The 14,793-nt window shown below is 51.6% G+C and carries 12 protein-coding genes, 1 other RNA gene and 1 pseudogene (1 of these 14 cut by a window edge); 2 read left to right on the forward strand and 12 right to left on the reverse strand.

Annotation, left to right across the window (positions count from 1 at the left end; translation table 11 throughout):
- The 4 genes and pseudogenes from recR to ffs form a co-directional block, all read right to left on the reverse strand.
- On the reverse strand, positions 1-206 hold the beginning of the coding sequence (recR, locus tag GCU45_RS16305) for a recombination mediator RecR (RefSeq protein WP_076176968.1). It extends 394 nt beyond the left edge of the window; only the first 206 of its 600 coding nucleotides appear in the window; its start codon is at positions 204-206; its stop codon lies beyond the left edge, outside the window.
- 27 nt (positions 207-233) lie between these two features.
- On the reverse strand, positions 234-545 hold the full coding sequence (locus GCU45_RS16310) for a YbaB/EbfC family nucleoid-associated protein (RefSeq protein ID WP_076176967.1): 312 nt from the start codon (positions 543-545) through the stop codon (positions 234-236).
- Between the two features lie 44 nt (positions 546-589).
- Positions 590-2,220: pseudogene (gene dnaX / locus GCU45_RS16315) on the reverse strand (DNA polymerase III subunit gamma/tau); the annotation flags it as partial.
- Positions 2,221-2,533: 313 nt separating this feature from the next.
- An RNA gene (gene ffs, locus GCU45_RS16320) (signal recognition particle sRNA large type) lies at positions 2,534-2,801 on the reverse strand.
- Between the two features lie 181 nt (positions 2,802-2,982).
- On the opposite strand from ffs, the gene GCU45_RS16325 reads away from it, so the two are divergent.
- Complete coding sequence (locus GCU45_RS16325) at positions 2,983-4,230, forward strand: stalk domain-containing protein (RefSeq protein ID WP_152399664.1); 1,248 nt, start codon at positions 2,983-2,985, stop codon at positions 4,228-4,230.
- Between the two features lie 165 nt (positions 4,231-4,395).
- On the opposite strand, the gene rpmE is transcribed toward GCU45_RS16325, so the two are convergent.
- The 8 genes from rpmE to rpoE form a co-directional block, all read right to left on the reverse strand.
- A complete protein-coding gene (rpmE, locus tag GCU45_RS16330; protein ID WP_076176964.1) occupies positions 4,396-4,593 on the reverse strand; it encodes a 50S ribosomal protein L31 in 198 nt (65 codons plus the stop codon).
- A 122-nt stretch (positions 4,594-4,715) separates the two neighbouring features.
- Positions 4,716-5,990: a radical SAM family protein gene (locus GCU45_RS16335; protein WP_152399665.1), complete on the reverse strand. Its 1,275-nt coding sequence runs from the start codon at positions 5,988-5,990 to the stop codon at positions 4,716-4,718.
- Between the two features lie 24 nt (positions 5,991-6,014).
- The gene (gene rho, locus GCU45_RS16340) at positions 6,015-7,361 is read right to left on the reverse strand and encodes a transcription termination factor Rho (protein WP_152399666.1); all 1,347 of its coding nucleotides are present in this window, start codon (positions 7,359-7,361) and stop codon (positions 6,015-6,017) included.
- A 196-nt stretch (positions 7,362-7,557) separates the two neighbouring features.
- Entirely contained in the window at positions 7,558-8,808 is a 1,251-nt protein-coding gene (locus GCU45_RS16345) for a UDP-N-acetylglucosamine 1-carboxyvinyltransferase (RefSeq protein ID WP_076176961.1), read from the reverse strand.
- A gap of 196 nt (positions 8,809-9,004) precedes the next feature.
- Positions 9,005-9,859, reverse strand: a complete 855-nt coding sequence (fba, locus tag GCU45_RS16350; protein WP_076176960.1) for a class II fructose-1,6-bisphosphate aldolase — start codon at positions 9,857-9,859, stop codon at positions 9,005-9,007.
- Between the two features lie 182 nt (positions 9,860-10,041).
- Complete coding sequence (locus GCU45_RS16355; RefSeq protein WP_076176959.1) at positions 10,042-10,425, reverse strand: response regulator; 384 nt, start codon at positions 10,423-10,425, stop codon at positions 10,042-10,044.
- Positions 10,426-10,600: 175 nt separating this feature from the next.
- Positions 10,601-12,202, reverse strand: coding sequence for a CTP synthase (locus tag GCU45_RS16360; RefSeq protein WP_105444911.1), 1,602 nt, complete (start codon positions 12,200-12,202; stop codon positions 10,601-10,603).
- Between the two features lie 419 nt (positions 12,203-12,621).
- Positions 12,622-13,179, reverse strand: a complete 558-nt coding sequence (rpoE, locus tag GCU45_RS16365) for a DNA-directed RNA polymerase subunit delta (protein WP_152399667.1) — start codon at positions 13,177-13,179, stop codon at positions 12,622-12,624.
- Positions 13,180-13,565: 386 nt separating this feature from the next.
- Here rpoE and GCU45_RS16370 point away from each other — a divergent pair, with 386 nt between their 5' ends.
- A complete protein-coding gene (locus GCU45_RS16370) occupies positions 13,566-14,729 on the forward strand; it encodes a S8 family peptidase (RefSeq protein WP_152399668.1) in 1,164 nt (387 codons plus the stop codon).
- Positions 14,730-14,793: the final 64 nt, after the last annotated feature.

The raw sequence follows: 14,793 nt of genomic DNA on the forward strand, positions 1-14,793 counted from the left end.
CACGGATCGGTGTCTGTAATATTGCAGCATACGGAACAGTAGGTGAGATTCCGCTTGACGCTGACCAGGGCCTTGGCAAAGTCAATGACGTCGTCCTCTTTCATGTTCAGCACATGAAAAGCAAGCCGGGCCGCGGTTTTCGGCCCGATGCCCGGCAGTCGCGTAAACGCATCGATCAGCTTCGAGATCGGTTCGGGATAATACAAAGCGCAGGATCTCCTTCAGCTTAAATTTTAGAACAAGCCGGGAATTTTCATTCCGCCTGTAAATTTGCCCATGTCGGCATTTGCAATTTCGTCCGCTTTACTCAGCGCATCGTTCACGGCAGTCATCACCAGATCCTGCAGCATTTCCACGTCGTCCGGATCAACAGCTTCCGGCTTAATCGTAATGGAGAGCAGTTTTTTGTGGCCGTTCATTTCCACGGTAACCACACCGCCGCCGGATGTACCTTCAACCTTTTTGTCAGCAAGCTCTTCCTGTGCCTTGAGCATTTGCTCCTGCATTTTTTTCACTTGCTTCATCATTTGATTCATATTATTCATGGGTCATCTCTCCTTTAATTAATTGAGTGCACTTCAAGGTGCGGTTAATCTTTTATGACAACGAGGTCCTCTCCAAACATCTGGAGTGCCTCATCAATCCATGGCTTTGAATTCGGATCTTTCGATTCATGCTCATGCTCGAGCTTCAGCTCTTCCTTGGGCTGCGCAGCCCCTTCCATCGAGGCGCTCCAATCCCGCTGCATCATGGTAACCAAATGATACGGTTTGCCGAGCACGGAGTGCAGCACGCCCTCGATCACCTGCTTATTGGCCGGCTTCTCGGTCGTTTCCCGGTGGATATTATTTTTAAAGGCAATCAGCAAGGCGTCCTCAGTCGCAGAAACCGGCTCGCCGTCCATAAACCAGGCATGGACCGTCACCTTCTCCTCCTTGACTCCTTGCAGAATATGAGCCCACTGGCGCTGAATCTCCATGAATTCTGGACTTCCCTTACTTGCTACGAACTGATCCATATTCGCCGGAATCTTCGCGGCCGACGACATGCGCGGAGCCGGCGGAGCTGAAGGCCTGGATGGTCCGCTATTACCAGCGGCCGGAGCCGCACCGGACTTGATGAAGCGCTCGAGCTTCTTCTCCAGAGAGGCGACCTGCTGCTTGAGCTGATTGATCACAGCCGAATCAGCCGCCGCCTCCTGAGGGCGATCGCTGTCTCCCGCTTCACGGGGAATGCCGCACAGCTTGAGCAGTGCAACCTCGAACAAGGTCTGAGGCTGGGAAGCATATTTCATTTCACTCTGATAATGATTGAGCGTATCGATCATTTGGAACAGCTGCTTGCGGGAAAAGGCAGAAGCCATCTCCTTGTATTCTTCCGGATGAAGGACACGGTCCGTGAGCTTGTCTGCCTGCGGAATCATCTGGATCATCAATAAATCGCGGAAATAATACAGCAGGTTCTCCATGCATTTATCGGCGCTCTTGCCTTCCTGCATAAAACCTTCCACCAGCATGAGCACCTGGCCCACGTCACCTTCCAGAATGGCCTGTGCAAGTTTGCCGAATTGCTCCGAGGCAATCCCACCGGTCATACTCAGCACTTGTTCATAAGATACATGACCGCCGGTAAACGACGCAATCTGATCCAAGATGCTCAGCGCATCCCGCATCCCGCCGTCGGATAGCCTTGCTATATATTGAAGCGCTTCATTCTCCGCTTCAATGCCTTCTTCCTGTGAAATTCGTCTTAACCGATCCGTCTGTTCCTCCAGGGATACCCGGCGGAAATCAAAGCGCTGACAGCGCGATATAATCGTCGCCGGCAGCTTGTGCGGTTCGGTCGTCGCCAAAATAAACATGACGTGCGGAGGGGGTTCCTCCAGCGTCTTCAGAAGGGCATTAAACGCCTCTGTCGTCAGCATATGCACTTCGTCAATAATATAAACCTTCTGCTTACTTCGGTCGGTGCGTACTTCACTTTCTCGCGAAGATCGCGGATTTCTTCCACGCCGCGGTTAGAAGCAGCGTCAATTTCCTGAACGTCCATCACCGCACCCGAAGTAATTCTGCGGCAGGATTCGCATTCATTGCACGGCTCCGCTGCTGGTCCACGCTCGCAGTTCACCGCTTTGGCCAAAATTTTGGCCGCGCTGGTTTTACCGGTTCCGCGCGGGCCGCTGAACAGGTAGGCATGGGAAACCCGCTGTTCGCGGATCGCGTTCTGCAGCGTTTGAATGATATGCTGTTGTCCCACCATGTCCTGGAACGACTGAGGCCGCCAGGCACGGTACAACGCTATATGTTCCACTTCGCTTACCCTCTTTCAACTTCCACTAAGCGTGGGTTCGTTGCCTCATCATTATACTATAATCCGGCGCCATGCAAAACGTCCAACACGCATGTTGAAGCAGGCTTTTACCTGTCCCCGTCTGCGTCCGTGACCGAAAGGCTACCATGAGAACATCCGGAATAAATAAAAAGCATCTTTACCACCTGATGGCAAAGATGCTGAAATAATTGTCAAGTTTAAGCCGTGCACCTGTTATTGATGATTGCGATCCGAGTGGCACCCCTGCGTAACAACTCGGGCTAGGCTATCCTCCGGCACAAGAGTGGGCTTGCTTATGGCTGCTTCCTTCCGGACCTGACCAGGTTCACAAGTACTCATTGCGGAGGACCCAACCGTCAACATTGCACGCAGGGACCAAACCTCACATCGACAATACCTCTAACAGGAATTCAACCTCGCTACAGCGGATTGCGAGTTACAGGGCACCGCTACCTCCCCATCTAGCACGGTGAAAATAAGTATATCGCATGCCTGTACAAAAAGCAACCACCCGGCAGAAAGTGGATAAACGCTCAAAAATAAATCTATTATTCTCGTTCCATATTCATCTAGCAAACGTTTATTGATATAGTGGTTCTATACCACAACCAATCCTACACATACGACTTAAAACGGAAAGGAACATCGCGCATGAATAAAGCAACCAAAACCGCATTGTGCCTGCTCATTGCAGCCACTGCCTGGAGCGGTATCGGCCAGAAGCCGGCAAGCGCCGCTGCACCCGTCAGCATCGTGCTGGACGGATATCCGCTGCCTTTCCCGGCTGCACCTAAAGTCGTTCAAGGAACTACACTTGTGCCCTTCCGGGCCATCTCCGAAGCGTTGGGCATCAGCGTGCAGTGGAATGCCTCGGCCAAGCAGATCACAGCAGTAAAGACAGACAAGGATTCCACGAAAAAGGTCGTTCTGACCGTCGGCAGCCGCAGCGCGACCGTAGACGGGACCAAAACGGCGCTGACCGTAGCTCCCCAAATGTCCGGAGGAAGTGTCCTAATTCCGCTCAGCTTCTTCAGCCAGCAGTTCGGCGCCGGCGTCAACTGGGATCAGGCTACGCATACCGTTACTATCGTGTCCCCCCAAGAAAAAATGTATACGCTGGCCTTTTACGCCATCTCGTCATTTTCTGAGTCGAGCCTGATTTCAAGCTTCGACGCAGCCGCCTTTGGCTGGAGCCGCATCGACGATCAGGGCCGGTTCACAACGACAGGCCAGGATTTTAAATGGCCGCAAGCGGCCGGCGATGTGACGCCGGAGAGCCTCGTCAGCTCCGCTGCTGCAGCCGGCACTACCCCTTATTTGATGGTATTTTCCGGCGATACCAAACTGGAACTGACGAAGGCGACCCAGGATCCTGAGCTTCAGGCAAGCCTGATTCAGCAGATGGTAGATACGGCCAAAACTAACGGATTCCAAGGCATCCTGCTGGACTTGGAAGGACTCGGGCTTACGGGGGACGCAGCGGCTGTACAGGCATCCTATAATGCTTTCATCCAAAAAGCAGCGACCGCTACTCACGCCCAGGGCCTGAAGCTGTCGATCGCCCTGCCGCCTCTGAACGGTTCTTTTCATGGATACGATTATAAAAAGCTTGGCACTCTGGCCGATGAGCTTATCGTCATGGCTTATGCCTATACCGATGAGAAAAACCCACAGCCTAACGACAAAGTGGATGCGGCCATCCAGCTTGCGCTCAAACAGGTGCCTGCCAGCAAACTGGCTCTCGGCGTTAACCTTGCCAGCGAAAACGAAAACACCGTGAACACCAAAATTGGCCTTGCCAAACGGTACAATCTGAAAGGTATCGCCTTATGGCGCCTCGGCTTTAATAAAACCAACGTATGGGCAAAAATCGGCCAATCGGTCGACTTGAACAATTAAGACGCGGAATCCATGCATGGTGCGTAAAAGGAAGGTTTCCTACGGAATACGGGATCGGAGTTTATTGTAATTATATTGATCTTATTAAAGAAAAAATCCCCGGTTCGATGAACCGGGGATTGTCATTTGTTAAAAATATAACGGATCTATGCTGCCAGGCAGCAATTACATTCCGTATTTCTTCTTAAATCTATCAACACGGCCGCCAGCATCCAGGAATTTCTGTTTACCAGTGAAGAACGGATGGCAGTTGGAGCAGATTTCGACGCGAAGCTCTTCTTTCACCGAACCCGTTTCGAACGTGTTGCCGCATGCGCAAGTTACCGTAGTAACGTGGTATTTTGGTTGAATTTCTGTTTTCATGACTTTCACCTCTTTTTGCCCTGAGCCTCAGGCGGACCCAGAGTTATGTTGACACATAAATTCATTATAGCAGGGACGCGCCTATAAATCAATGGTTTCTTCCCGTTCCAGGCGCTGCCGGATTAAGACAGAATCGGTTTTTTCGGGCGGATCAAGCTTGGAGGCGGAACATGGGTATAGGAACCGATGACCACATCCGGAAGCTCCGCTTGGAAAATTTCAATCGCCTGCTTCATACCCAAAATTTCGCCTTTGGCCGGTGGGATCAATTCCAAATAGCTCTCCGGATCAATGTTCAGGTTGCGCAGCTGAATCAGCTTCAGATTGGTCCGGCGCGCAAACTCCACCATCGCCTCGATTTCCTCTTCGCGGTCTGTGACGCCAGGAAAAATCAAATAGTTGATGGACGTGTAAACGCCTTGGTCCGACGCATACTTCAGCGATTTCTCCACATTGGCAAGCGTATAACCACGCGGCTTATAGTAGGCGTTGTAATGGTCGTCCAGCGCGCTGATCGTGCTCACCCGCATCAGGTCGAGACCCGCATCGACGATGCCGCGGATGAAATCCGTCAGGCCGGCATTCGTGTTGATATTAATATATCCCATATCCGTGATCGAACGCACCTCGCGCATCGCTTCAATGATGATTTTGGCCTGTGTAGAAGGTTCGCCTTCGCAGCCTTGTCCGAAGCTGATGATCGACTCCGGCGTTTTTAAATGCTCCAGCATAATTTGAACGAGCTCGTCCACCCTCGGTTTGAAATTCATCCGGGTCTGGGGCGCCACAAATCCGCTGTCATCCGGTTGTTCTGAAATACACCCGAAGCAGCCGGCATTACAAGAGTAAGATACCGGAACAGCCCCTTCCCAACGATTCAAAAAGGTATTGGATGCGGTCAGACATTCATAACCGAGCGCACAATTGGACAAATGCTGGTACAGCCGGTTCTCCGGATACTTCTCCGTCAGGTGCTTCACGCCAAGCTCCAATTCCTCTACATCGCAGTTCAGCGGGTTCCACTTCTCCGGGTCGTCCGACAGTCTGCCCGTCGTGTAAAATTGTCCGTCCTTCCATACGACAGCCGAGTAACCAAAGAGCGGCAGCTTGTATTCCTTGTCCGTCTTCACATAGCCGGGCAGACATAACCGGGTGTAACCCTGCGGGAGCAGTGCCCCCACAGCCTGAGCGTCTCCCGGGAGCGCCGTCATCTCACCCGTTTCCGGATCCATACCGATGGCACGGGTGTTGGGGAGGCCAACCAGTGTCGCGCCTTCCGGCAGGGGAATCAGCTCATCTTCCATAATTTCCACGATCATATCCGCGCTGCGGCCGAGACCGTACAGTGTCGGATGATCAAATACGTTGCCTTTTTCATCGGCATATACCAGATACATGATGTTCTCCTCTTTATGCTAAATTTAAGTCAGCGGCACGGAAGCCGTCGACGGGCGTGAGGTGCGCCGGTTGCTGCTGTGGCTGTTCGAGGACGAGGAGGAACTGCGGCTATGGCCGTTTCCTGCTCCATGCACGTCAAAGGAAGCCAAAAATTCGGCATTGGTTTTGCAGTCACGCAATTTCTTCAAGAATCCCTCCACGAAGTCGGCGGATTCGTTCATATTTTTACGGATCGCCCAAATGGTATCGAGCTCATCCTTCGTTAACAGCACTTCTTCACGACGCGTTCCCGAACGGCGGATATCGATGGCCGGGAAAATGCGGCGCTCGGCCAGCTTTCGGTCCAGGTGCAGCTCCATGTTGCCGGTGCCCTTAAACTCTTCATAAATGATATCGTCCATCCGTGAACCGGTATCAATCAGCGCCGTGGCCAAAATGGTCAGACTGCCGCCTTCCTCCACGTTCCGGGCAGAACCAAAGAACCGCTTCGGACGATGGAATGCCGCCGGATCGATACCGCCGCTCAGCGTACGTCCGGATGGCGGGATGACCAGGTTGTAAGCACGGGCCAGACGGGTGATGCTGTCCATCAAAATGACAACGTCCTTCTTATGCTCAACCAGACGCAACGCGCGTTCAAGCACCAGTTCCGCAACCTTGATGTGGTTCTCCGGCAGCTCATCAAACGTTGACGCAACCACCTCTCCTTTTACGGAACGTTGCATATCCGTCACTTCCTCAGGACGTTCGTCAATCAGCAGTACAAAAAGTTCAATCTCGGGATTGTTGGTGGAAATGCTGTTGGCAATTTCTTTTAAGAGGAGCGTTTTACCTGCTTTTGGAGGTGCAACGATCAAACCGCGCTGTCCCAGACCAACCGGGGCGAGCAAATCCATAATTCGAGTAGACAAATGGTTAGGGGATGTTTCAAGCACAAGTTTCTTTTGCGGATAGAGAGGAGTCAGTGCCGGAAAGTGTAACCGTTCGGATGCCATCTCCGGGCTCTCCCCGTTGACCGCATTGACTTGCAGCAAACCGAAATACCGCTCGTTCTCCTTCGGTGCGCGGCACTTCCCTGATACCAAGTCTCCCGTACGAAGGTCGAATTTACGAATCTGGGAGGCGGAGATATAAATGTCCTCGGTGCTTGGGAGGTAATTGATCGGCCTTAGGAAGCCGTAACCTTCCGGAAGAATCTCGAGCACACCTTCCATAAACATAAGTCCGCTCTGTTCGGCCTGCGCTCTCAGAATAGCAAAAATCAGTTCTTTCTTCTTCAACTGACCGTAATAAGGGATCTGGTACTTCTTCGCCAGTTTGTACAATTCGGTCAGCTTCATTTCTTCCAAATCGGCAATTTGTAAATCCATGTAATAACCACCTATTCAATTTTATAAGTCCTGACAAGAGCTTAGCATCAAATGGATGAAGACGCTAATCTATGAGTCTATGAAAATCCTCATTAGGATAGGATTACCCAAATTAGAAGGAGATATGCAGGTCATGATGAAAAATCAGCTTCATTCAATCTATTTCCCGCATTCTCCTAATATTACAGCACCCTGATTATTGTTCGCGCCAAACATCGGCGCCAAGCATCCGCAGATTGCTGACGAGGTGATCGTAACCCCTGTCGATGTACTCCACGCCGGTCACTTCCGTCACGCCTTCCTCGACTGTAAGGCCGGCGATCACCAGCGCAGCCCCCGCTCTGAGGTCGGAAGCCTTGACTTTGGCCGCATTTAGGCGGCTCTTCTCGATGACGGCCGAACGGCCCTCGACGCGAATTTTAGCACCCATGCGAACCAGCTCCGGCACATGCTTAAACCGGTTGCTGTAGACAAAATCGCTAAGCACGCTTACGCCTTCGGCCTGGGTTAGCAGACTGGTCATTGGCGATTGTAAATCTGTAGCAAATCCTGGGTATATCAGTGCTTTCACATCGACATGGCCATATGATGGACTCCCCATCACACGAATGCTCTCGTCGAGCTCCTCGATTTGGACCCCCATCTCCAGCAGCTTGGCTGTGACAGCTTCCAAATGCTTAGGAATAATATTGTCGATCAATACGTCACCGCGCGTTGCCGCGGCGGCAATCATATACGTTCCCGCCTGGATCCGGTCCGGGATGATGGAATGGCGGCAGCCGTGCAGCTCGGATACGCCTTCGATACGAATCGTTTCCGTGCCGGCGCCTTTAATAATGGCTCCCATGGAGTTCAGAAGCGTGGCCACATCTATAATTTCAGGCTCTTTCGCCGCATTTTCAATAATTGTGGAGCCTTTGGCTCTGGCAGCCGCCAGCATAATGTTAATCGTCGCGCCTACGCTGGATACGTCGAGATAAATTTTTGCCCCGCGCAGCTCCTTCGCATGGAGATGAATCGCGCCATGCTCGTTCGTCACGGTCGCGCCCAGCGCTTCAAAACCTTTAATATGCTGATCGATCGGACGGGGCTCGAAATTGCATCCTCCCGGCAGACCGACGACAGCCTCCTTAAACCGGCCAAGCAGCGCACCCATCATATAATAGGAGGCTCTCAGCTTCTTCACCGGCCCGTTGGGCATCGGAATGGATACGATCCGCGAAGGATCGATGTTCATCTGGCTGCCATCCCAAGACACCTTTGCCCCAAGCTCTTCCAGTATTTCTGCATAAACCGCCACATCACTAAGCAGCGGCAGGTTGTCCAGTATTACTTCAGACTCCGCCAAAATAGCCGCGGGAATCAACGCGATGGCGCTGTTCTTCGCCCCACTGATTGAAACGGTGCCTTGCAGTGGGCGTCCACCGCTGATCATCAATTTTTCCATAAGCTAAGGTTCCCCCCACATACTTCGCAGCCGCAAAATAGTTCTGTGTCCATTTTGGTGTATGAAATGGAAAAACACCGGCTAAGCGGTGTGCTTTCCATTCCTTGCTATTCAATTGGGCCCCCCGGAGCGGGGCAGCCCTCTATATCATGAACCACACCGTAGGGCTGGGCCCTACTTCAAACCTTGTGTAACATTAAGCCTGGTTGTTGGATCCAAACTCGCGGATTTTGCCGACAACGGTTGCCTTGATGGCATCGCGGCCTGGAACGATGTATTTACGCGGATCGTATACGTCCGGTTTAGCAGCAAGAACTTCACGCACCGCTTTGGTGAACGAGATTTGGTTCTCTGTGTTGACGTTGATTTTGGATGTGCCCAAAGAGATGGCTTTCTTGATATCATGCGTCGGGATGCCTGTCCCGCCATGAAGAACGAGCGGAAGGTTCACGGCGTCGCGAATCTCTTCCATTTCTTTAAACCCGAGGTTTGGTTCGCCTTTGTAAGGTCCATGAACAGAGCCAAGCGCCGGAGCCAGTGTGTCGATTCCGGTTTCTTTGACGATGCGTACGCAGTCATCCAGTTTGGCATACATAACAGATCCGACTACGTCATCTTCCTGACCACCGACCATTCCAACTTCAGCTTCAACGGAAACCCCTTTGGAATGCGCGTATTCAACAACTTTGCGCGTCGTTTCGATGTTGGTGTCGATCGGACTGTGAGAGTCATCGATCATAACGGACGTAAATCCAGCGTCGATCGCTTCCTTACATTTGTCGAAGCTTGAACCGTGGTCCAGGTGAATGGCTACGGGAACCGTAATCTTCATATCATGAAGCAGGCCTTCCACCATTTTTACAACGGTATAGAATCCGCCCATATGACGAGCCGCGCCTTCGGATACGCCCAGGATTACCGGGGATTTCTCTTCTTCGGCGGCAGCAAGAATCGCTTGCGTCCACTCAAGGTTGTTGATGTTGAATTGACCAACCGCATACTTCCCTTGAAGTGCTTTGTTTAACATGTCTGTCATGGATACTAATGGCATGGTTCCAATCCTCCTAAAAAGTGTTTGTCTGATCTAAGGGTTTTAAGCCGAAATTCACATTGCATTCAGCGCTATTATACCACATCATATTGTAAATGCTAAACAAGCATTTGAAATTAAGCAGATATAGGAAGGGCAGGGCAAAAAAAAGAATTCTGCCGGGTCAGCAGAATTCCATCGCTTTAGCCAAATTGAACCGGGCTGTCTTTGAGCTGCATGTTTACCGCCACCCGCATCTCATCGATATCGAACGGCTTCGTAAAGTGCATGAGTGCTCCAAGCTCGGTCGCTTCCTTGATCATATCAAGCTCTCCGTAGGCCGTCATCATGATCACTTTGATGGATGGATTCATTTCCTTGATGTGCTTCAGGATTTCAAGCCCGTCCATTCCGGGAATCTTCATATCGAGCAAAACCAGATCCGGCGATTCCTTCTCCACAATTTCCAGTGCAATCTTGCCGTTGGCCGCCTGAAACGTCGTATAACCTTCACTGTTGAACACTTCCATGAGCAAAATGCGAATACCGTTCTGGTCATCGACGATCAATACCTTTTTGTTATCCACTCAACTTACCTCCCAACAATCAGCTGCGTCCGAATCAAACCCCTAATTCCTAACTGATCTGTTAATTCCATACTCCTGCAATCTCCATTTAAAGGTATTCGCCTTCTAGATACAAATTCCTGCAACTTCATATAAATGAAAAATGGGCCTCCTGAGGGAGACCCATAGCTGTATATTAACGTTCTACTTGCAGCGCAGCCTTCACGAATTCACGGAACAACGGCTGCGGACGATTCGGACGTGACGTGAATTCCGGATGGAACTGCACAGCCAGGAACCAAGGATGGCCCGGAAGTTCCACAATTTCCACCAGACGCCCGTCCGGGGACGTTCCGGAAATGCGCAAGCCCGCTTTTTCAACCTGCTCGCGGTACTCATTGTTGAACTCATAACGATGGCGGTGTCTCTCGTAGACGAGCTCGTCATTGTAGCACTGCATCGCCAGGGAGCCCTCGGCCAGCTTGCAAGGATACAATCCAAGGCGCATCGTTCCGCCCAGATCTTCAATATCCTTCTGCTCCGGAAGCAGGTCGATCACCGGATACTCGGTGGACGGGTTGATCTCCGAGCTGTTCGCTCCTTCGAGTCCCAGCACGGAACGGGCGTATTCGATCACAGACACCTGCATGCCGAGGCAAATGCCGAAGAACGGAATTTGCTTCTCACGGGCGTAACGGATCGCCGATACTTTACCCTCAATCCCGCGGTCACCGAAGCCGCCTGGAACCAGAATGCCGCCGATGCCGTGCAGCAGCTCGCCCACGTTCTCATCCGTCACTTCTTCCGCGTTCACCCAGCGGACTTTCACATCGGCGTTTGCGTCAAAGCCTGCATGGGAAAGGGACTCAACCACACTCAAATAAGCGTCATGCAGAGCGACATATTTGCCGACGATGGCGATTTCCACCGTTTTCTCCAGCTTGTTAATGCGATCCACAAGGCTTTCCCACTCGGTCATGTCCGGCTTCGGAGTCGTCAGCTTCAAGTAGTTGACCACGATCTCGTCGAGCCCTTCATCGCGAAGGTTCAGCGGTACCTCGTAAAGCGTAGATGCGTCGCGGCACTCCACGACCGCACTTTCGTCGATATCGCAGAACAGTGCGATTTTCGCCTTCATATCCGCAGACAGCTCATGCTCCGTCCGGCATACGATCACATTCGGCTGAATGCCGATGCTGCGCAGTTCCTTCACACTGTGCTGGGTCGGCTTGGTTTTCACTTCACCTGCAGCTTTAATGTAAGGAATCAGCGTCACGTGGATGTACATCACATTCTCGCGGCCAATTTCACTCTTGATCTGACGGATGGCCTCAAGAAACGGTAAACTTTCAATGTCGCCGACGGTTCCGCCGATTTCCGTAATCACGACGTCAGAGCCTGCTTCGCGGCCTGCACGGAACACCCGCTCCTTAATTTCGTTCGTGATATGTGGAATGACCTGAACCGTTCCGCCCAAATATTCCCCGCGGCGTTCTTTGCTGATCACCGAGGAGTACACCTTCCCCGTCGTGACATTGCTGTTCTTGGACAGGTTGATGTCGATGAATCTTTCGTAGTGCCCCAGATCAAGGTCGGTCTCGGCGCCATCGTCCGTTACGAATACTTCACCGTGCTGGTAAGGACTCATGGTACCGGGGTCTACGTTCAAATACGGATCGAATTTCTGGATCGTCACCTTTAAACCCCTATTTTTAAGCAGCCTTCCGAGTGAAGCGGCGGTAATCCCTTTACCCAAGGAAGACACGACCCCGCCCGTCACAAAAATATACTTTGTCACTGTAAAAACCCTCCTATTAAAGTCCAGAAATTCAGGCGACATATGATGTTTAGCGTAACCCAATTCACGTTTTTTCATCGGAATCGGGCCGAAACAAGTTTGTTGCTTTCTCTCTCTGTGAACAACAATGCGCCATTTGAAATCAAATGGCACAATTGGGTAATCGACATTATATAGATTGAACTAAAAAAGACGAATCATTTCCATTCCATTCCCAGTTCATCTACCCCCGCGAATATGGTGGAAGGAGAGTTCCGCTTCCATGACATATCGCATTAAAAAACAAAAAAGTGACACCCGTAGTACGGGGCACTTTTTATTATTTTACGCATATTTAAATCTCAATCATAAGCCCATGCAATAGTTTACTCTGTGCCTTGTCCCCTGTCAAGAGAGGATTGGCGATTCTGCGGATGGAATTAATTTTCGTCCTCATCGAGGTCGTCTTCTTCTTCCTCTTCCTCATCCTCTTCAACGGCGTCTTCATCTTCCAGGTCCTCGTCGTCGAGCATCACGTCTTCGTCTTCTTCTACTTCTTCCTCGGAATCGTCATCAGAATAGATGTCGTCATGATCCTCGTCGATCCGGTCGAAATCATCGTCGCTGTCTTCAGCAAACGTATCTTCCTCGTCCGTGAAATCGTCATCCTCATCATCGTCGTCATCGTTAATGATGCGCGGACGCTTGGAGCTGCTGATCGGATCTTCGGAGCGGTCGATCGGATACCAGCGCTTGAGTCCCCACAGGTTCGTTCCTACGCAGGCAAACCGGCCGTCGATATTAATTTCTGTATATAGCTGCGCAACGGTCTCTTTAACTTCTTCATCCGTCAAACCGCGAAGCTTGGCTACCTCTTTCATCAGGTCGAGATAATAAAACGGCGTATTCGCCGCCTTCAAAATGGCAAAGGCCAGGTCGACCATTGGCATTTCCCGGATTCTCTCGGGATCCATTTTAAGCTGGAGTGAGTTACTCACTTACGGACACTTCCTCTCACGCAAAGTTCACCTTATATATCGTTACTTATAACAACATATCCATTATCAAAACTAAGTAAAACCTATTTATAAATAAAATGCAAGTTTTAAGTGCATAAAGGAAGACTGCAAGGTTGTCCCAAAAAAGGCGAATGAAAAGGCGGAGTATCCTCCGCCTTCCGACTGTATCCGCCCACGAAGGAGAAACTCCTCACGGGACCTGGAAAGAGACGCCCATGGCCTCTTCAGTCTATATTATGTCCGCCTCCGGCTTTTGACATCGGGGCAGGGCCTATTTCGTCAAAAAAGGGCATGTTCCCACTCCTGCCGCACTCCCCGCTCATACAATGCAAAAGCAGGGTTCATTATGAGGGGGACTGCCCAACATGGACTACACCGATTTTATCCAGATGCTGCTTGAAGATATGGAGAGTCCCGTATCGTCCGGAGAAAAAAATATTATCAGGTTTCGCGAACCGCGGCATTTCTATGCCTGTCAGGATCGGCTGCAGATGCTTCACCTTCGGTATCCGAACATGCCCGGCATCCAGGTGTCCGATCTCCTCGAGGCCATGATCGCTCCGTTTCCGGTCAGCAGCAGGTTGATGTCCAAGTATCATGACGATCTTATTATTGAAGAAGACACCCAAATGCAGGTCCATACCTTGGTGAACAACAAAGTCAACCAAAGCCCAGGCATTCCGTACGGAGTCAAGCAAATTCAGGCTCCCAAAGCCTGGTCCACTTCGACGGGCTACCGCATCCGGATCGGAGTGATCGATACCGGGGCCGACTACTATCATCCCGATCTACGCCAGTCGCTGGCCAAAGGGATCAATCTGCTGCACCGGCATCTGCTGCCGCTCGATGACAACGGGCACGGCACCCACATTGCAGGAACCATTGCTGCCGCGAACGGTCCCGACGGCATGATCGGCGTCGCCCCGCGGGCCATGATTTTTCCGGTCAAAGCCTTCGACAACAACGGATCCGCCTATGTCTCGGACATTATCCAGGGGATCGACTGGTGCGTCCGCAACCGCATGCACATCATCAATATGAGTTTCGGCATGAAGACCAAGAGCAAGGCGCTGCTGGACATCGTCGGCAAAGCCTATACGGCAGGGATCTCGATCGTCGCCTCGTCCGGCAATGACGGGAAACGGCGAAGCATCGACTATCCTGCAAGGTACGGGCAGACCATATCCGTGGGAGCGACCGACCGGAACCGCCGCATCGCCAGCTTCAGCAACCGCGGCGACCTCATCGATATTTATGCGCCGGGCGATAAAATCATTTCTTCCTGGACGCGCGGCAAGTACCACGAGATGAGCGGCACCTCCATGGCGACCTCGCATGTCAGCGGATCAATCGCGCTGCTGCTTGCCCAAAACCCCGACCTGTCGCCGGCCGAAATTAAAGAGCTCCTCGTCGCAACCGCCACGCCGCTGCGCCCGAGAAAAGGGCAATCCCGCGTCGTGCACACCGGTGAAATCAATGCCTACCGGCTGCTGCGTGAAGGCATCAAACGCAAAAATAATCCAAGCTAGACGAAAGCGGCTGTACCGCTCAGGACAAACGGAGCTTCTGCTCACGTACATGCCAAATAACTAC

This window comes from Paenibacillus cellulositrophicus, from assembly GCF_009363095.1.
In the GTDB taxonomy this organism is placed as follows: Bacteria; Bacillota; Bacilli; order Paenibacillales; family Paenibacillaceae; genus Paenibacillus_AQ; species Paenibacillus_AQ favisporus.